General features: G+C 57.5%; 16 protein-coding genes. 5 read left to right on the plus strand and 11 right to left on the minus strand.

Going from position 1 to position 17,093, the window contains the following annotated elements:
* Positions 1 to 65: 65 nt before the first annotated feature.
* The 3 genes from HMPREF2541_RS10125 to hemA form a co-directional block, all read right to left on the minus strand.
* A complete protein-coding gene (locus tag HMPREF2541_RS10125; RefSeq protein ID WP_081259010.1) occupies positions 66 to 848 on the minus strand; it encodes a PhzF family phenazine biosynthesis protein in 783 nt (260 codons plus the stop codon).
* 87 nt (positions 849 to 935) lie between these two features.
* Positions 936 to 1,532 carry a LolA family protein gene (locus HMPREF2541_RS10130; RefSeq protein ID WP_070543472.1) on the minus strand — a complete coding sequence of 199 codons (597 nt, stop codon included), beginning with the start codon at positions 1,530 to 1,532 and terminating at the stop codon, positions 936 to 938.
* A gap of 159 nt (positions 1,533 to 1,691) precedes the next feature.
* Complete coding sequence (gene hemA / locus HMPREF2541_RS10135; RefSeq protein ID WP_064088178.1) at positions 1,692 to 2,948, minus strand: glutamyl-tRNA reductase; 1,257 nt, start codon at positions 2,946 to 2,948, stop codon at positions 1,692 to 1,694.
* A gap of 126 nt (positions 2,949 to 3,074) precedes the next feature.
* Here hemA and pdxH point away from each other — a divergent pair, with 126 nt between their 5' ends.
* A complete protein-coding gene (pdxH, locus tag HMPREF2541_RS10140; RefSeq protein ID WP_064088177.1) occupies positions 3,075 to 3,707 on the plus strand; it encodes a pyridoxamine 5'-phosphate oxidase in 633 nt (210 codons plus the stop codon).
* 120 nt (positions 3,708 to 3,827) lie between these two features.
* Here pdxH and HMPREF2541_RS10145 read toward each other — a convergent pair whose 3' ends face one another.
* Entirely contained in the window at positions 3,828 to 5,408 is a 1,581-nt protein-coding gene (locus HMPREF2541_RS10145; RefSeq protein WP_064088176.1) for an inorganic phosphate transporter, read from the minus strand.
* Here HMPREF2541_RS10145 and HMPREF2541_RS12545 point away from each other — a divergent pair.
* A complete protein-coding gene (locus HMPREF2541_RS12545) occupies positions 5,407 to 5,529 on the plus strand; it encodes a hypothetical protein (RefSeq protein WP_003824489.1) in 123 nt (40 codons plus the stop codon). The two genes, HMPREF2541_RS10145 and HMPREF2541_RS12545, sit on opposite strands and share 2 nt — an antisense overlap.
* 43 nt (positions 5,530 to 5,572) lie before the next feature.
* Here the strand turns inward: HMPREF2541_RS12545 and galU are convergent, their stop codons facing one another.
* The 6 genes from galU to HMPREF2541_RS10175 all read right to left on the minus strand — a co-directional run bounded on the left by galU (position 5,573) and on the right by HMPREF2541_RS10175 (position 12,758).
* The gene (gene galU / locus HMPREF2541_RS10150) at positions 5,573 to 6,457 is read right to left on the minus strand and encodes a UTP--glucose-1-phosphate uridylyltransferase GalU (RefSeq protein WP_003824490.1); all 885 of its coding nucleotides are present in this window, start codon (positions 6,455 to 6,457) and stop codon (positions 5,573 to 5,575) included.
* Between the two features lie 134 nt (positions 6,458 to 6,591).
* Positions 6,592 to 7,878 carry a glutamate-1-semialdehyde 2,1-aminomutase gene (gene hemL, locus HMPREF2541_RS10155; protein ID WP_070543474.1) on the minus strand — a complete coding sequence of 429 codons (1,287 nt, stop codon included), beginning with the start codon at positions 7,876 to 7,878 and terminating at the stop codon, positions 6,592 to 6,594.
* A gap of 257 nt (positions 7,879 to 8,135) precedes the next feature.
* Positions 8,136 to 8,453 (minus strand): hypothetical protein, encoded by a 318-nt coding sequence (locus HMPREF2541_RS10160; RefSeq protein WP_070543476.1) that lies wholly within the window; start codon positions 8,451 to 8,453, stop codon positions 8,136 to 8,138.
* 128 nt (positions 8,454 to 8,581) lie between these two features.
* Positions 8,582 to 9,376, minus strand: a complete 795-nt coding sequence (locus tag HMPREF2541_RS10165) for a 3'-5' exonuclease (RefSeq protein ID WP_049259356.1) — start codon at positions 9,374 to 9,376, stop codon at positions 8,582 to 8,584.
* 234 nt (positions 9,377 to 9,610) lie between these two features.
* Positions 9,611 to 11,887 carry a Tex family protein gene (locus HMPREF2541_RS10170; RefSeq protein ID WP_070543478.1) on the minus strand — a complete coding sequence of 759 codons (2,277 nt, stop codon included), beginning with the start codon at positions 11,885 to 11,887 and terminating at the stop codon, positions 9,611 to 9,613.
* Between the two features lie 181 nt (positions 11,888 to 12,068).
* Positions 12,069 to 12,758, minus strand: a complete 690-nt coding sequence (locus HMPREF2541_RS10175) for an SMI1/KNR4 family protein (RefSeq protein ID WP_049259351.1) — start codon at positions 12,756 to 12,758, stop codon at positions 12,069 to 12,071.
* 228 nt (positions 12,759 to 12,986) lie between these two features.
* Here HMPREF2541_RS10175 and yjgA point away from each other — a divergent pair, with 228 nt between their 5' ends.
* Positions 12,987 to 13,544 carry a ribosome biogenesis factor YjgA gene (yjgA, locus tag HMPREF2541_RS10180; RefSeq protein WP_023887506.1) on the plus strand — a complete coding sequence of 186 codons (558 nt, stop codon included), beginning with the start codon at positions 12,987 to 12,989 and terminating at the stop codon, positions 13,542 to 13,544.
* 37 nt (positions 13,545 to 13,581) lie between these two features.
* Here yjgA and HMPREF2541_RS12070 read toward each other — a convergent pair whose 3' ends face one another.
* Positions 13,582 to 13,800, minus strand: a complete 219-nt coding sequence (locus tag HMPREF2541_RS12070) for a hypothetical protein (RefSeq protein ID WP_003824507.1) — start codon at positions 13,798 to 13,800, stop codon at positions 13,582 to 13,584.
* Positions 13,801 to 13,986: 186 nt separating this feature from the next.
* On the opposite strand from HMPREF2541_RS12070, the gene HMPREF2541_RS10185 reads away from it, so the two are divergent.
* Together HMPREF2541_RS10185 and HMPREF2541_RS10190 are read left to right on the plus strand one after the other, a co-directional pair.
* On the plus strand, positions 13,987 to 15,441 hold the full coding sequence (locus tag HMPREF2541_RS10185) for an AmpG family muropeptide MFS transporter (protein WP_070543484.1): 1,455 nt from the start codon (positions 13,987 to 13,989) through the stop codon (positions 15,439 to 15,441).
* A 292-nt stretch (positions 15,442 to 15,733) separates the two neighbouring features.
* Positions 15,734 to 16,762 (plus strand): ACP S-malonyltransferase, encoded by a 1,029-nt coding sequence (locus HMPREF2541_RS10190; protein WP_070543480.1) that lies wholly within the window; start codon positions 15,734 to 15,736, stop codon positions 16,760 to 16,762.
* Positions 16,763 to 17,093: the final 331 nt, after the last annotated feature.

The following is a 17,093-nucleotide window of genomic DNA, read 5'->3' on the forward strand; positions in this document are numbered from 1 at the left end:
ATTTCGGCATATTCGTGCGGGGGGGTTGTTGGGTGCAGATCCTTATGGTCACGGCGGCGGTTTGTTCAGATGAAAATTTCTGATTGGGCAAACAGCACAGCCTGGCCGCTTAGGATGACGCGCCCGCTGTTGAGCTGCCCGTGCAGCACCCCGCCGCGTGCCGAGGCTTGATAGCCGATAAGCTCATTTTTACTTAGTTGTTCTGCCCAGTAGGGGAAGATATGGCAGTGCCCGGTGCCGCATACCGGATCTTCTGCCACGCCATATTTGGGGGCAAACGAACGGGAAACGCAGTCGTAATCTTTGCCGGGAGCGGTAACATGCAGCAACTCGCCATCCAGTTCGAGCATGGCGGCAAAGTCGGGTTTTATGGCGCGAATTTGAGCTTCGTCTTCAAATACGCACAATAAATCCCGCCCCATATACGCCGCTTTGGGGGTGCAGCCCAACACATCGGCGATATTGGTTGGGATTGCAACCGGCTTTAACGGGAAGGCCGGAAAATTCATGGCAAATTGCCCGTTTTCTTTACACACGGTTAGCACACCGCCGCGGGTGTGGAAATGCCATTCGCTGCGCTCAGATGGCACAAAACGATCGATAACGAAGGCGGTAGCAAGCGTGGCGTGTCCGCATAAATCGATTTCGCGTTTTGGCGTAAACCAGCGCAGGGCAAAATCTTCGCCTTGCGGCACGACAAATGCGGTTTCGGAAAGATTGTTTTCGGCGGCGATGCGGCACATCAATTCGTCGGGCGGAAACTGGTTCAGCAGGCAAACGGCAGCAGGGTTACCGCTGAACACTTGGTTGGTAAAGGCATCAACAGTATATTGCTTGATGGTTTTCATGATGACTCCTTCGGTTGGTTTCAGATGGTATGAGCAGGCTACCTGAAAACACCGCTTTCGTGTCGTTAAAAGCAATGTCGGGTTGGTTTATTCGCCCAAGGCCTGCTGGGCGGCGGGGCTGAGCGGCTGGTTGGTTTGCAGCTGGTTAAACTGCATCACAGTGCGGTCGCCCTGTTTTTCGTCCAGCTCCACTTTCTGCACCAGCTGGCCGCCGCTGATGACGATTTTGTTGAATACTTGCCGCATGACGGCGGTTTTCGGGGTGAGGGTGAGCTGCCATTGTTGGGCGTTGCCGGAAAGGGCGAGGTTGAAGTGGCGTTGCAATTCGGCGGTGTCGCCGCCGAGTACGGCCATGAAAAGTTTTACTTGTGCGGCCTGTGCGGTTTGGCTGCCGTTGGCGCGCCACTGCCCTTGCGCGTCTTGGCGGCTGATGCCGTCGCGGCGCACGCGCAGTTTCATGTCAAACGGTTTTTGCAGGTGCCAAAACAGGCCGCGGCCGGGGCGCAGGGCAAAGCGGCCGCTGGTTTGCACGGGTTTGTCCATCGAGCGCAAAAAGCGCTGCTGGGTAAACCCGCCCTGCACGCTCTGCGGGGCTTGCAGCTGAGCGGTGAGCTCTGCGGTGCTGAAGGCGAGCGCAGGGAGGGCGGCAAGGGAGATGAGGAGGCTGAGGAGGAATTTTTTCATAGTTTCCGGGGTAATGCGGGGGAGTGGGAAGAGAGTCGTAGTATAGTGGATTTGCGGGCAATGCGTGTGGGAGCTTGCCTGAAAATGCGATGGTTTTGCATATGTAAAGAGGCTACCTGAAGTTTTTCAGGTAGCCTCTTCTAACTGGCAACCAAGCCTTTAAGAACGCGGCTTATCCAAGCCGTACACCTGCACCAAGGCCTCGGTGAGGTGGGCGGTTTGGTTGTCCACTTTGGAAAGCGCGCTGGTGGGCGCATGCAGGAGTTTATTGGTGAGTTGTACCGAAAGCCGCTCGAGCACCTCTTCGACGGGCACGCCTTTAGCCAGTAGGCGGGTGGCGTTATCTAGCACTTGCCGGCGGGCGCGTTCGCCTTCGTCGCGCAGGGCGCGGATCAGCGGCACGCTTTGGCGGCGGCGCTGCCAACTCATGAATTCGGCCACTTTGGCGTTGACCATCTGCTCGGCTTCGGCGGCGGCGCGCTGCCGGGCGGCCTGGCCGCTGCTCACCACCTGCATCATGTCGTCTACCGTATAAAGATAGGCATCGCCCAAATCGGCTACTTCGGCTTCGATATCGCGCGGCACAGCCAAGTCGAGCAGGAAAACGGGGCGGTGGCGGCGTTCGCGCAGGGCGCGTTCCACCATGCCTTTGCCGATAATCGGCAGCTGGCTGGCGGTGGAGGACACAATCACGTCGTATTGATGCAGCCGCTGCGGCAGTTCGCTCAACGGGCAGGCGGAGGCAGGCGAGGCCAGCTTGTTGCACAATTCTTGAGCACGCTCGGTGGTGCGGTTAGCTACGGTGATGCCGCGCGGCGATTTGGCTGCGAAATGGGTGGCCACCAATTCAATCATTTCGCCCGCGCCCACGAATAAAATATTCAATTCGCCGATGTCGGGGAAAATGCGGGCGGCCATTTTCACGGCGGCGGCGGCCATGCTCACCGAATTCTCGCCTACTGCCGTGCTGGTGCGCACTTCTTTGGCAATGGCGAAGGTTTTTTGAAACAGGGCATGCAGGGTGGAAGCCACCGTTTGCTGCTCCTGCGCCACGCGCACGGCGTTTTTGATTTGACCGAGAATCTGCGGCTCGCCCAGCACCATGCTGTCTAGCCCGCAGGATACGCGGAAAGCGTGGCGCACGGCCGCTTCGGTTTGGTAGCGGTAGAGATAGGGTTCCAGCGTGCTGTTGGGAATCTTGCGGTAGTCGGCCAGCCAGCGCACAATATCGTCCGGCTCGCCCACGCAATAGAGTTCGGTACGGTTGCAGGTGGACAAAATCACGGCTTCTTCAGCCGTGCGGCTGCCCACCAGCTCACGCAATGCTTCAGGCAGCGCGGCGGCAGCAAAAGCCAACCGCTCACGTATGCTTAACGGAGCGGTTTGGTGATTCAAGCCGATGGCGGTAAGCTGCATGGCGGATTATCCCAAAAACCGAAACTGCGCTATTATAGCCAAACCGCACCGGATGGTGAATAAAATCTTTTAATAACTTCAAGATGATAGTGTTTATCAGTTAGCAATTTGAGAAAGGAGAAACCGATGGATTTGCACGATATCCGCGAAGACTACAGCAAGCAGGAGCTTTCCAAGGCCGATTGTGCCGATACGCCGCTGCCGCAGTTTGAAAAATGGCTGAACGAAGCCATCCACTCCGCCGTCAAAGAGCCCACCGCCATGAGCGTGGCCACGGTGGATGAGGCTGGCCGGCCCAACAGCCGCATCCTGCTGTTGAAAGAGGTGAACGACCGGGGCTTTGTGTTTTTCTCCAACTACCAAAGCCGCAAAGGCCGCGCGCTGGCGGCACATCCGTTTGCCGCGCTCACCTTTTTCTGGCCGGAGCTGGAGCGGCAGGTGCGCGCCGAAGGGCGGGTGGAAAAACTGGACGCCAAATCTTCAGACGAATATTTCGCCAGCCGCCCCTACACCAGCCGTTTGGGCGCGTGGGCTAGCGAGCAGAGCAGCGTGATTGCCGGCAAAAGCATCATCGTGGCACGTGCAGCGGCCGAAGCGGTGAAACACCCCCTGCACGTACCGCGCCCGCCACACTGGGGCGGTTATCTGCTGATTCCCGACCGGGTGGAATTCTGGCAAGGCCGTCCCAGCCGCCTGCACGACCGTATCCAATACCGCCTGGAGGGCGATAAGTGGATTAAAGAGCGGCTTGCGCCGTAGTTTGGCTGCATAAGAGAAAGGCTACCTGAGCAATGGTTTTCAGGTAGCCTTTTCACAGTTGGGTCGTACGAGCAGCAGACTACCTGAAACATGCTAGGACCTTTTCAGGTAGCCTTTTCGCTAAAACACCGCGTTCAGCACAATAAAGCAAATCGAAGCCAGCAGGCCGGCGGCCGGCACGGTAATCACCCAAGCTAGGGCGATTGGCTTCATCAGTCGCCAGTTGGCGTTGCGGTTGACCAACCCGATGCCGAGCACGGCGCCCACGAGGATGTGGGTGCTGGATACAGGCAGCCCCAGCGCGGAGGCCAGCATCACAACGGTGGCGGCGGATAGCTCGGCCACGAAGCCGGAAGAGGGGTGCATTTTGGCTAGGTTTTCACCCACGGTGGCAATCACTTCCCGACCGATAAACCACAGCCCCACCACCAGCGACACGCCGAAGGTGAGCATGGTAATCGGCGGAATGTCGCCGCTGCTGCCGATGGTGCCGCTGCGCAGCACGTCCATGATGGCGGCAAACGGGCCGATGGCGTTGGCGATGTCGTTTGAGCCGTGGCTGAAGGCGAAACAGCAGGCGGTGAATACTTGCAGCCAGCTGAACATGATGAAGGTGGCGCGGTCGAGGTTGGCGCCGGTTTTCAGGGTGCGGGCGTAGGCAAATGTGCCCATCCACAATACCGCGCCCACCATGCCGACGATTAACAGGTTATCCATCGTGCTCAGGCCTAAGTTGAGGTGTTTCAGGCCTTTAAACAGCAGCATCGCGGCCATCACCATGCCGCCCACTGCGCCCGCCAGTGGCACCCACAGTCGTAGGGCACGGAAGGCATTGATTTCGTCTTTGCGGCAGTCGATTTCGTGCAGGCCGCGATAGTAGTCGGATACCAGCTCTTCGGGCTGGTAGTTGCCTTCGTTGTAAAGCTGGGCATCGCGCACGATGGTGGCGGTGTAGGCCATCTGCTGCAATTCGCTCATCTGCTCGAAGCGAGTTTTGTGTTCTTTTTTGTAAGCCAATTTCTGCTTGCGCAGGCGTTGTACATGGCGGCTGGAGGCCACGTTGTAGCCCAGGATATAGGTTTTGATGTTTTTAAACACCAAATAGGAAGTGACCCCGCCCAAGAGCGGCGAGAGCACCCAGGAAATGGCAATTTCGCCGATTTTTTCCCAGCGCACCATGTTCAAGCCAGCCAAACCGCTGTTGTAAAAGCCCAAAACCATTGCTGCGCCCACGATGCCGCCGATGATGGAATGCGTGGTGGATACCGGCAGGCCTTTTTGCGAAGCAAACAGCAGCCACAGCGAGGCGGCAGCCAACGCGGCCATCATGATGTAGACAAACTGCACCGGCTCCAGCGACATGCTGCCCAAATCCACAATGCCGTTACGGATGGTGTCGGTCACACCACCGCCGGCCAGCATTGCGCCACTCACTTCAAACACTGCTGCCACAGCCAGCGCTTGCGGGATGCTCAGCGTGCCGGCGCCAACTGAAGTGCCGAAGGAGTTGGCCACATCGTTGCCGCCGATGTTGAACGCCATAAAGATGCCGAACAGCGCCGCGAGAATGAATAGCGCGGAATGGTGGTGTTGTATATAGCCCAGTCCCCAATAGATGAAATAGCAGGACACGCCGAACAACAAGGCCATACCGAGGAAGTTGACGCTTTTCAAACGCAGCGAGGCAGAAGAACCGGCCATGATGAAAATCTTTACAAACAAAATGTTGAATACGGCAGCCGCAGCAATTCATGCTGCAGCCGAACAAACGGCGCAATTATACCAAACCAATTTGTGCTGCATGCAAAAACAGGCTACCTGAAAGCAGCGCTTCAGGTAGCCTGAGATGCAGAATGGGCGGATTGCTACACTTTTGCCTGACTGTATTCCTGCAATAGAGTGCGGAATGCTTCCGCAGTTTCCGGGTGTTTCAGCCCGTAGGCCAGCGTGGCTTCCAGGTAGCCCAGTTTGCTGCCGCAGTCGTAGCGTTTGCCCGCAAAAGCGTGTGCCAGCACCGGTTCGTGTTCCAACAGCTTGGCGATGCCGTCGGTGAGCTGGATTTCGCCGCCCGCGCCACGCCCTACAGTTTGCAGCAGGGAGAAAATGCGCGGCGTGAGGATGTAGCGCCCCACCACAGCCAGGTTGGACGGCGCCTCTTCCGGCTTCGGTTTTTCCACAATGCTTTGAATGCGCTGATATTGCTGCCACGGCGACACTTCCACGATGCCGTAGGAGCCGGTTTGCGAAGGTGCTACGGTTTCCACGCCCAGCACGCTGTTACCGGTTTGGCGGTACACTTCGGCCATCTGCGCAATCGCGCCCTGTGGCGCATCGATTAGGTCGTCGGCCAGAATCACGGCAAAGGGCTCGTTGCCCACCGCCGCGCGGGCACACAGCACGGCATGCCCCAAGCCCAAGGCCTCGGCCTGACGGATATACAGGCAGGTAACGTCGGGCGGCAAAATATCGCGCACATGTGAGAGCAGCGCGGTTTTGTGGCGCTGCTCCAGCTCGGTTTCCAGCTCGTAGGCTTTGTCGAAATGGTCTTCGATGCTGCGTTTGTTGCGGCCGGTAACGAACACCAATTCGGTGCAGCCGGCGGCTACGGCCTCTTCCACTGCGTATTGAATCAGCGGCTTATCCACAATCGGCAGCATTTCTTTGGGACTGGCCTTGGTGGCGGGCAGAAAGCGCGTACCCATCCCGGCCACGGGGAAGACGGCTTTTTTGATTGGAACGGGATTTTCCATGGTTTTGTTTCGGTATAGGTTGGAAAGATGCCGCATTATAGCAGCGGCTGAACATAGGATGTTTTAAAGGCTACCTGAAAACATAAGCTTCAACGCAGCATTTCGTTTCAGGTAGCCTTTAAACCGCGTACAGATTAAGAAGCCATGTATGCCAACACATCTGCTGCGATTGCCACGCTTTCCGCCACCAGTTCTTCCGTGTGTGCTGCCGACACAAATGCCGCTTCGTAGGCTGAGGGGCCGAAGGCCACACCGCGGTCGAGCATGCCGTGGAAGAAGGTTTTGAAGGCTTCAATATTGGAGGCGGCCATATCGGCATAGTTCTGCGGCAGGCTACCTGAAAAATACAGACCAAACATGCCGCCCACGCTGTCGGCAGTGAAGGCGATACCGGTTTGCGCTGCCGCTTGTTTCAGCCCGTGTACCAGTTGCTCGGTGCGTGCGGTGAGGTTTTCGTAGAAACCCGGGCGCTGGATGATTTCCAGCGTTTTCAAGCCTGCCGCCACGGCTACGGGATTGCCAGAGAGCGTGCCGGCCTGATACACGCCGCCCAATGGCGAGATGCAGTCCATGATTTCACGCTTGCCGCCAAACGCCGCCAGCGGCATACCGCCACCGATGACCTTGCCCATGGTGGTTAAATCCGGCGTGATGCCGTGCAGAGACTGCGCGCCGCCAAGCGCCACGCGGAAGCCGGTCATCACTTCGTCGTAAATCAACACCGCGCCGTGTTTGGCTGTCAGCTCGCGCAGGGCACGGATGAATTCGCGCGTTGGGCGCACCAGGTTCATATTGCCGGCAAACGGCTCCAAAATCACACAGGCGATTTGGCTGCCGGCTTGGGCGAAGGTTTCTTCCAGCTGAGCTACATTATTGTATTCCAACACTAAAGTATGTTTGGTGAAATCGGCGGGCACACCGGCGGAGGATGGGTGGCCGAAGGTGAGCAGGCCGCTGCCGGCTTTCACGAGCAGGCTGTCGGAATGGCCGTGGTAGCAGCCTTCGAATTTCACGATTTGGTCGCGCCCTGTGTAGCCGCGTGCCAAGCGGATGGCCGACATGGTGGCCTCGGTGCCGGAGCTTACCAGCCGCAGCCGCTCTACGCTGGGCACCAAGCGGCAGATTTCTTCGGCAATTACGATTTCGGCTTCAGTGGGGGCGCCGAATGACAGCCCGCCCAAGGCTGCCTCGCGCACCGCTTCCAATACTTCCGGATGCGCGTGCCCCACGATAGCGGGCCCCCACGAGCCGACATAATCGATATAGCGTTTGCCGTTTTCGTCCCACACAAAAGCGCCCTCAGCCTTTTTGATAAAGCGTGGCACGCCGCCCACGCTGCCGAAGGCGCGCACAGGCGAATTCACGCCGCCGGGAATCACGGCTTTGGCGCGGGTGAAGAGTTGTTCGTTGCGGTCGGTCATGGGAAATCCTCGCGAGGGAAATAGAAACAGGCAGATTTTAGCAGATTACGGCGGCGGGCTTGGGCAGACTACCTGAAAGATGATACGGTAGAAGGGATTGATTCGCGAATACAAACAAGGCTACCTGAAACTTTAGCTTGGTCGGAACTCAGCCTTAGCCGGCCAAGGCATCATCCCATTTTGCTGAAGCTACATTTTCAGGTAGCCTCTTGAAAGCCATCTGCTGTTGTTCTAAGCAGACACAGCATCGGTTGGGCTCAGCGTTTCCGCCGTTTGCCAGCTTTCGGGATGGCGACGGGCGGAGTGTGCCGCAACCGCACATAATTGATGGCATGCCACAAGCAGATAATGGGCAGAGCCAGCAACATGGCCGCTATCGGGGCAAGCAGCCAGGCATACCAAACCAGCGTGCCGAAGTGCCACCGGCTGAGGGCAAGGCACAGCGGCGTAAACAGGCAGATGAGCCCGAAGGCGAGCTTCGGGTATCGGCTGAATGTGTTTTCCAGTATCCACTCAAACAGCGCCTCTATGGGGAGGAAGACGAGACGGAGCAGAAGTTCAAAGAGGAAATCCATGTGTTGGGCGTGAAGTATGGGGGCGGTTTGTGGTTTTGCCGGGCATGAATCGCCGGACTATTTGGATTTATGTGAAATCATCTGACTAAAGGCTACCTGAAATTTCAGGTAGCCTTTTGGTTTGTATTTCAACGCCATGCGGCCAGGAATTCCTGCCAATGCACTTTGTCTTCTTGAGTTTTCAGGTAGCCTTTGAGCCGCCTGATTTCCATTTCGTATTCATCGGCATCGGCTGCGCCGCTCATCAGGCGGAAGCGTTGGAACATAAGATAGGTGTTGGCGGCGTCGGTTTCGCAGTAGTTGCGGATTTCGCGCAGGCGGCCTTCGTGGAAGGCCTGCCATACCTTGCTGCCGTCCATACCCAGCTTGCCGGGGAAGCCGCACAGCTTGGCCATGTCGTCTAAAGGCACGCTGGCGCGGGGTTGGTAGAGGGCGAGCAGGTCCATCAGGTCGCAATGGCGGTTGTGGTAGCGGTTGATGTAGTTGTTCCACTTGAAGTCGCGGCTGTCGCCGAAATCGCCCTCGCCAGTGTCCCAATAGCGGGCGGCGGAGAGGCCGTGAATCAGGGCGCGGTAGTGCAGCACGGGTAGGTCGAAGCCGCCGCCGTTCCAGCTCACCAGCTGCGGCGTATGATTTTCGATCAGCTCGAAAAATTTGGCGATAATGGTTTCTTCGCTGTCGCCGATTTCACCGATGGTGCCGACATGGATTTTGTCGCCGCCCCAGCGCATACAGCAGGAAATGGCCACCACCTGCTGCAAATGATAGGGCATGAAATCGCTGCCGTTGTGCGCGGCGCGGCGCTGCTGCTGCGCCCAAGCCACCACGTCGGCATCGGGCGTGTCGGCCGGCAGGCCGTGCAGCAGGCGGATGCCGTTGGCATCGGGAACGGTTTCGATATCGAAGGCGAGAATCGGAGTCATGATGGGCGGCTTGAGGGTGGGGACAGCATGGATTGTGGCACGAAGCAGGGGTTTCGCCAAGGTTGGTTTGTGGGTTTCAGGTAGCCTGCGGTAGCTTAGACAAATCACTGCAATAAAATTGCAGATACGGCTTCAATTCTTAGTGGAACCTTTGATTTCCACAATTTTTACACATTCTGAATCAGCTTTAAAAAAGAGCCGCAAATCATTTTGCAGCTCTTTTTGATAATCACTTTACCGCTTCAACTTCGCAAACGCATCCGCCATCGCCGAATTTGCAGGCTGCTTTTCGCGCGGCGGCTTGCCGGAGCGGCTGTTTGTGCTACGTTTTTCGGTTTCAGGCAGCCTGCGCCCGCGCTTCTCCGCGCCAGCCTCGTCATCCAAGCGCATGGTCAGCGCGATACGTTTTCTGGCGGCATCGACTTCCAGCACCTTCACTTTCACCACGTCGCCAGCTTTCACCACTTCGCGCGGGTTTTGGACGAACTTGTTGGACAGGGCGGAGATGTGCACCAAGCCGTCCTGATGGACGCCGATGTCCACGAACGCGCCGAAGTTGGCGACGTTGGAAACCACGCCTTCGAGGATCATGCCGACTTGCAAGTCGCTGATTTCGTGGATGCCTTCGGCGAAGGAGGCCGTCTGAAACTCGCCGCGCGGGTCGCGGCCGGGTTTCTCCAGCTCGGACAGGATGTCCAGAATGGTCGGCAGGCCGAAGCGTTCGTCGGTGAAGTCGGATGCTTTGATTTGCTTCACACGCTCGCGGTTGCCGATGAGTTCGACGGCGGTAATGCCTTGTTGAGCCAGCATTTTGGCGACGACGGGATAGGCTTCGGGGTGGACGGCGCTCGCGTCCAGTGGCTCTTTGCCGCCGTTAATCCGCAAAAATCCCGCTGCCTGTTCGAAGGTTTTTTCGCCCAAACGCGGTACTTTCAGCAATTTTTTGCGGCTGTCGAACGCGCCGTTTTCATCGCGGTAGGCGACGATGTTTTGGGCAAGGGTTTGATTCAAGCCGGAAATCCGCGCCAAGAGCGGGGCGGAGGCGGTGTTCACGTCCACGCCGACGGCGTTCACGCAGTCTTCGACCACCGCATCCAGCGATTTGGCGAGCTGGCTTTGGTTCACGTCGTGCTGATACTGGCCCACGCCGATGGATTTGGGGTCGATTTTGACCAACTCGGCGAGCGGGTCTTGCAGCCTGCGGGCGATGGATACCGCGCCGCGCAGGGAAACGTCCAAGTCGGGGAACTCGCGCGCCGCCAGTTCGGACGCGGAATAAATCGACGCGCCGGCTTCGGAAACGACGATTTTGTGCAGGCTGCTTTCGGGCATCCCGCGCACCAGTTCGCCCGCAATTTTGTCGGTTTCGCGGCTGGCGGTGCCGTTACCGATGGCGATGAGCTTCACACCGTGTTGTTTAATCAGGCGCGACAGCGTTGCCAACATATTGTTTTCTTGATGTAAATAGACGATGACGGTATCCAGCAGCTTGCCCGTGTCGTCCACCACAGCGCATTTCACGCCGTTGCGATAGCCGGGGTCGAGGCCCAGCGTGGTCAGCCGTCCGGCGGGCGCGGCGAGCAGCAAGTCTTTGAGATTGCGGGCGAACACGGTAATCGCGTCGGTGTCGGCGGCTTCTTTCAGACGGCCTAAGGCTTCGAGTTCCAGCGACAAAAAGATTTTCGCGCGCCAAGTCAGGCGCACGGTGTCGCGCAGCCATTTGTGGCCGTCTGAAATCTTGAAACGGCGGGCGATGAGTTGCTCGTATTCGCTTTGCTGGGTAATCGGCGTGTCGTCGGGCTGGTATTTGAGCGCGATGTTCAACACGCCTTCGTTGCGGCCACGCAAAACCGCCAGCGCGCGGTGGCTGGGCATGGCGCGCACGGGTTCGCGGTGGTCGAAATAATCGCTGAATTTTTCGCCTTCGGTTTCTTTGCCTTCAACGACTTGCGCGTGGATTTCGGCTTCGTTCCACAGCTTGTCGCGCAGCGTGCCGATGAGTTCCGCGTCTTCGGCAAACTGCTCCATCAGAATCGCGCGCGCGCCGTCCAGCGCGGCTTTGGTGTCGGGAACATTTTCGTTCAGGTAGCCTTGTGCGGCGGTTTCCACATCCTGCGGCTGCTCGGCAAGCAACACGTCTGCCAGCGGCTGCAACCCGTGTTCGCGCGCGATTTGCGCTTTGGTGCGGCGTTTGGGCTTGTAGGGCAGATACAGGTCTTCCAGCGCGGTTTTGTTGTCGGCGGCTTCGATTTGCGCCCTGAGGTCGTCTGAAAGCTTGCCTTGCTCTTCAATGCTTTTTAAAACAACGGCTTTGCGCTCTTCCAACTCGCGCAGGTATTGCAGCCGCTCGGCAAGCTGGCGCAACTGCGTATCGTCCAGCCCGCCCGTGGCTTCCTTGCGGTAGCGGGCGATAAACGGCACGGTCGCGCCGTCGTCCAAAAGCTCGACGGCAGCGGTGATTTGCGCGACGGTGGCGGAGAGTTCTTGGGAGAGGATTTGGGTGATGTTCATTAGTTATTTCCCATGAAAATTTCAATGTATTGTATTAAAAGTGGTGATTTCAATTTGTTCGCTTGTGTAGAGGAATGTCGAGAAGATAGGCAACAAGTGCGTAAGAAAATCGGATTGTTGTGGCTTGTATCTGAATCAAAACAGCAGGATTTCAGATGGGTCAAGCGGCGATGTCGCCAGCTTATTCCTCATCATATTCTTCGTCATAAGAAGTGTAGAGCCAATTGCCCCAGCCAAACAGTTCGAGCAGTGTGTCAAAGCGGTCTTGGTCGGCGGTGCCGATAAATACGCCGCTTGCGTTGCCATTTTCGGCGAAGCAAAGCAGGATGATTTCGTGAAAGCCGTCGGTGTAGAAACGTTGGTTCTCTTGGCGAAGTTCTATGATTTCGGTGCGGTTTTGTTGGATAAACCGTGCGGCTTGGGTATCTATTGATTCCTCGTCCATGATGTTGGCGCAGTAGCGTAGACCGCCCATGGTGGCGTTGGTGCAAGCCAATTCCAGCAGTAGGGCACTGGTGTCGGGTAAGTGCGGCTGCCATTCGTAGCTTTCGGTTTCACCGGTATAAAAGCCGATATGGACAGGCGGGTTGTCTTGCGCCAAATCGGCTCTGGCAATGCCGCACAGAAACACGCCTTGGTTTTCTTCCATCAGCACCAGATAATCGTCGTCAAAATCAATCTTTTCCAATGGTAACAATCGGTTAAACGACTGATTGACCGCCTCGCGGCCGCCCAATGTAAGCAGATATTCGCGCAAGACGGCAGGAAAGCGGATGCCTAGGTGTTGTTCGGCAGCGGTGATTTTGGCTTCGGGCAAGCAGCAGGGGAAGTTGAGCTGATAGAGGGCGGATATATGTTTTAGATAATCCATGGTTGAGGCTGGAGGCTACCTGAAAAGGCAAAAGACGGATTATGCCATATATCGTAATATAGCAAATCAATGCACTTTCGATACAAGGCAAGCCAACGCCGTATTTGGAGTTAAGTTGATTTGCTATAACTATTTTCAGGTGGCCTTCCTACTTAAACTCAGGCTACCTGAAAGCCGCCGTGCGCAAACTTTGCTAAAATGCCGCCAACTTTTTCTATGGAAACCGCTATGCAACAGCAGCCAGACGACCAGCAGGAATGGGTGAGCAAAACCCGCCGCAAAAAAGAAATGCACGATTTGCAGGATTTGGGCATGCAGCTTGCCCGCCTTTCCGGCGATACCTTGAAGAAAATCGAATTGCCCGAGGAATTGCGCGAAGCCATTGCCATGTATAAAAAAATCAACAGCAACGGCGCGCTCAAACGGCAAACGCAATACATCGGCCGCCTGATGCGCGATCTCGATCCGGAACCGATCCGCGAGTTTCTCGACAAACTGCAGGGCAGCCACGCTGCCTACAACGCGTTCTTGCAGCGTGTGGAACAGATGCGCGAAACCCTGTTGGAAAACGACGATGCGCTCACCGACTTCCTGCGCGATTACCCCGCTGCCGAAGCCGGCCAGTTGCGCACCCTGATCCGCAACACGCGCAAGGAACGCGAGCAGGCCAAGCCGCCCAAACACTTTCGCGCGCTCTACCGCTACCTGAAAGAAGCGATGGAGGCGGATAATCCCGCCGCAGACGCGCCGGAGGCGGAAGACGGGCAGGGCGGGGAGCAGGAATAAGCGGTTTGGCCCGAGCTAGCAAGAAAGCAAGAAAAGGCTACCTGAAAAACGGTTTTCCAGTTTTCAGGTAGCCTTTATTTTGTTTGCCGGTGGTGTCGGGGCGAGGTGATAGCGGATGAAAATCAAAATGGGGCAGGGCGAGCCAATGCCGTATTGAATCCGCTATGCTGCGGCCAGCCGGGCTTGGTTGAACATCGCAGTTCCATCCTTTTGATTTCGCTGTTTGGGATATGCTGAACAGGGGGAGGGCATCCATCCCGAATGTGGCTTAACCTTGCCGTTTCGGCAAACGCGCTATAATGCCGCGTTTTCCAGTTTTACCCCGCAGCGGAGCAGCACCATGACTTCATCCAGCCAACGCCCAGCCGATTCTTCCCATGCCGACGGACAAACGCCGCAGCGGCGCGCGTGGGCGGGCTATACTGACCGCCGTGCCATCGCCATGCTGTTGCTTGGTTTTGCGGCGGGGATTCCGATTTTGCTGATTTTCTCCAGCCTCTCGCTGTGGCTCACCGAAGCCGGCGTCGACCGCGCCACGGTGACTATGTTCAGCTGGGCGGCATTGGGCTATTCCTTCAAATTCATCTGGGCGCCCTTAATCGATGCGCTGCCGCTGCCGTGGCTCACGCGCCGTTTCGGGCAGCGACGTGGCTGGCTGCTGCTGGCGCAGGGGCTGATTATCGCCGCGATTTTGGCGATGGCCGCGCTCAATCCGGCCAATGCGGCGGTGTTGCCGTGGATGGCGGCAGCGGCGGTGTTGCTCGGCTTTTCTTCAGCCACGCAAGATGTGGTGATCGATGCCTACCGCATCGAAAGCGCGCCGGGCGATGCGGCGATGCAGTCGGTGATGTCGGCCACTTATACGGCGGGCTACCGCGTGGGCATGATTGTGGCCGGGGCGGGCGCGTTGTGGCTGGCCAGCGGCTTCGGCTCGGAAAAGGGGCATTATCTGTATGCCGCCTGGCGCAACACTTATTGGCTGATGGCAGCCACCATGGGCGCCGGCGTGCTCACCACGCTGTGGGTGGCCGAGCCTGCGGTAAAACGCGAGCGGCCGGCCGGCTTGGCGCTGGGCGACAATGCGCGGCTGGTGGGCTTGTTTGTGTGCGCGGTGGCGGCCTTTGTGTTGGTGTTCCGCTGGGTTGGCGGGTGGCTACCTGAAAGCCAAGGGCCGCTGCTTTCCCTGTTGTGGGAAGGTGCGCGGCTTTCGGCAGCACTGATGGCGGCGGTGCTGACGGGTCGGCTGCTGGTGTTGCTGGGGTTGGTGCGCGGCGAAGTAGTTCGGCAAACCTGGGTGTTGCCGCTGGCCGACTTTTTCCAGCGCTACGGCCGCCATGCCGCGCTGCTGTTGGCCTTAATCGGGCTATACCGTATTTCGGATATTGTGGCCGGGGTGATCGCCAATGTGTTTTATGCCGATATGGGCTTCAGCAAAGACGAGATTGCCGGGGCGGTGAAAACCTTCGGCGTGCTGATGTCGATTGCCGGCGGCTTTTTCGGAGGCCTCTTGGCGCAGCGTTTTGCCGTGATGCGCATGATGATGCTCGGAGCAGTGCTGGCTTCGGCCACCAATTTGCTGTTTATCTTGCTGTTTTGGCAGGGGCACAATCTGCCCTTCCTCTATTTGGCCGTGGCCTTCGACAACCTCGCCGGCGGGCTGGCCAGCGCCGTGTTTGTGGCCTTCCTCTCCTCGCTTACCAGTATTCGATTTACCGCCGTGCAATACGCCCTGTTCAGCTCGCTGATGACGCTCCTGCCCAAAACGCTGGGCGGCTACTCCGGCAGCATCGTGAACCAAATCGGCTACGACGGCTTTTTCCTCTTCACCGCACTCTTGGGCCTGCCGGTGCTCGGCCTGGTGTGGCTGGTGGGGCGCAAGCTGCCGTTGCAGGGGTAAAGGGTCGTGCAAGCTTAATTTGCAATAGGTTGTACGCTAAATCAATCAAAGGCTACCTGAAAAATGTTTGCTTCAATGAAGGCGAATATTTTTCAGGTAGCCTTTTCCCCATCTTTATTTCCCAGCCATCTCCTTTTCCCTGCTCTACAAACAGCCCGATGTTTGACCTAACACAGCACCCATTATCACAGCAGCCCGTATAGTTATCGTAAGCAGTTCATCCGCCAGCATTGATTGGCATCTTGCGGACGGCACAGGTCGTCTGAAATCCATCACTTAAGGGAGCGACATCATGGCTACACAAAACCGCCTGCTTGAACAACTGCATAACGAACCGTTTGCCCTCTGCTTTTCCGGGCAGGGCTTCGATTGGATAAGCAGCCTGCGCGAGGCTTTGGCCGACAAGGCGCGGGACAGGGCAAACGAAGTGGCTGCCGCTGCCGCACGAATCTTGAAGCCTGTGGCCGGGCAGATTGCCTCCACCCGACCGCAGGGTTTCGAGCCGGTAAAATGGGCGGAAAACGGCGCGGACGGTATCGATTTGGTGCGTGCCGCCGTGAGCGCACCCGGCATTTTCCTGTCGCAAATCGCCAATCTGCACACGCTGGAAGCGCGCGGGTTGGACAGCGGCAAGGCGGCGGGCGTTATCGGACATTCGCAGGGCATACTCGGGCGTTATCTGATACGCGAGCCGCAGCATGCCGCCAAACTGCTGGCGTTGGCCGAATTGATTGGCGCGGCAGCCACGCTGCAAGGGCGCGCAACGGGTATGTATCTGCACGACGACTTGCATCCGATGGTGATGGTGCAGGGCGTGAGCCGCGGGCAGATTGCTGCCGTGATTGATGAACTGTTCCCCGCGGATTCGGCCGACCGCCCGTGTATCGGCTTGCAGAACAGCGCGGATGGTTTTGTCGTCAGCGGCAAGCCCGAATCGGTGGCGCGCGTGTGCGACGTGTTGTCGGACACGGTTAAAGACGAAAACGGCCAAACGCCCGAAAACCTGCTGTGGCGACTGGACGTGGAAGTCGGCTTCCACCACCCTGCCATGCTGCCCGCCGTGACGCAAGTGGCCGAATGGGCGGCAGCCTGCGGTTTGGATGCGGAACAGGCGCGCGGCATCGCGCACAATATCCTGATGGATCCCGTGGACTGGGTGGCCGAATGCCGCAGCATGGTTGCGCTGGGCGTGCGGCGGATTTTGGAAATCGGCCCCTCCGGCGGCGTGGCCATGCTGACACAGGCGGTGCTGGACGGGAAAGGAATTGAAGTGCTGGATGTTTCCGGCGCGGAAGGCAAAACGGCGTTGTTTGGCGGATAACGGCGGTCTCTGATTTTTGAAACTGCGGCTGCCGCCAAGTTAAGAAAAGGCTACCTGAAAACTCACTTCGATCGTTTTCAGGTAGCCTTTATTGATAGGATATTTGAATGGTAGCTTGCCGAAAACGAAGCTTCAACGAAGTTGAAAAGCAGCCTGCACATTGGTTTGTTTTAGGTGGATGGTTTAGGGATTGACGGATAGGCCGTATTGGTATTTGAGGCCGTCTGAAAAGTGGCAGCTTCAACGAAAGTAAATTTGAAAACGGCAAAACGTCAATCAAGCAACTGCGTGCGTACCGCACACACCCTTGTATATCGGAATCCCCGTATCA

The sequence above is a fragment of the Eikenella sp. HMSC061C02 genome, from assembly GCF_001809035.1.
GTDB lineage: Bacteria > Pseudomonadota > Gammaproteobacteria > Burkholderiales > Neisseriaceae > Eikenella > Eikenella corrodens.

What these genes read in the sequence shown, in the direction of transcription:
- HMPREF2541_RS10125 (WP_081259010.1), bottom strand. Translation starts at nt 848, where the DNA reads ATGAAAACCATCAAGCAATATACTGTTGATGCCTTTACCAACCAAGTG.
- HMPREF2541_RS10130 (WP_070543472.1), bottom strand. Translation starts at nt 1,532, where the DNA reads ATGAAAAAATTCCTCCTCAGCCTCCTCATCTCCCTTGCCGCCCTCCCT.
- hemA (WP_064088178.1), bottom strand. Translation starts at nt 2,948, where the DNA reads ATGCAGCTTACCGCCATCGGCTTGAATCACCAAACCGCTCCGTTAAGC.
- pdxH (WP_064088177.1), top strand. Translation starts at nt 3,075, where the DNA reads ATGGATTTGCACGATATCCGCGAAGACTACAGCAAGCAGGAGCTTTCC.
- HMPREF2541_RS12545 (WP_003824489.1), top strand. Translation starts at nt 5,407, where the DNA reads ATGATGAAAATCTTTACAAACAAAATGTTGAATACGGCAGCCGCAGCA.
- HMPREF2541_RS10145 (WP_064088176.1), bottom strand. Translation starts at nt 5,408, where the DNA reads ATGGCCGGTTCTTCTGCCTCGCTGCGTTTGAAAAGCGTCAACTTCCTC.
- galU (WP_003824490.1), bottom strand. Translation starts at nt 6,457, where the DNA reads ATGGAAAATCCCGTTCCAATCAAAAAAGCCGTCTTCCCCGTGGCCGGG.
- hemL (WP_070543474.1), bottom strand. Translation starts at nt 7,878, where the DNA reads ATGACCGACCGCAACGAACAACTCTTCACCCGCGCCAAAGCCGTGATT.
- HMPREF2541_RS10160 (WP_070543476.1), bottom strand. Translation starts at nt 8,453, where the DNA reads ATGGATTTCCTCTTTGAACTTCTGCTCCGTCTCGTCTTCCTCCCCATA.
- HMPREF2541_RS10165 (WP_049259356.1), bottom strand. Translation starts at nt 9,376, where the DNA reads ATGACTCCGATTCTCGCCTTCGATATCGAAACCGTTCCCGATGCCAAC.
- HMPREF2541_RS10170 (WP_070543478.1), bottom strand. Translation starts at nt 11,887, where the DNA reads ATGAACATCACCCAAATCCTCTCCCAAGAACTCTCCGCCACCGTCGCG.
- HMPREF2541_RS10175 (WP_049259351.1), bottom strand. Translation starts at nt 12,758, where the DNA reads ATGGATTATCTAAAACATATATCCGCCCTCTATCAGCTCAACTTCCCC.
- yjgA (WP_023887506.1), top strand. Translation starts at nt 12,987, where the DNA reads ATGCAACAGCAGCCAGACGACCAGCAGGAATGGGTGAGCAAAACCCGC.
- HMPREF2541_RS12070 (WP_003824507.1), bottom strand. Translation starts at nt 13,800, where the DNA reads ATGGATGCCCTCCCCCTGTTCAGCATATCCCAAACAGCGAAATCAAAA.
- HMPREF2541_RS10185 (WP_070543484.1), top strand. Translation starts at nt 13,987, where the DNA reads ATGCTGTTGCTTGGTTTTGCGGCGGGGATTCCGATTTTGCTGATTTTC.
- HMPREF2541_RS10190 (WP_070543480.1), top strand. Translation starts at nt 15,734, where the DNA reads ATGGCTACACAAAACCGCCTGCTTGAACAACTGCATAACGAACCGTTT.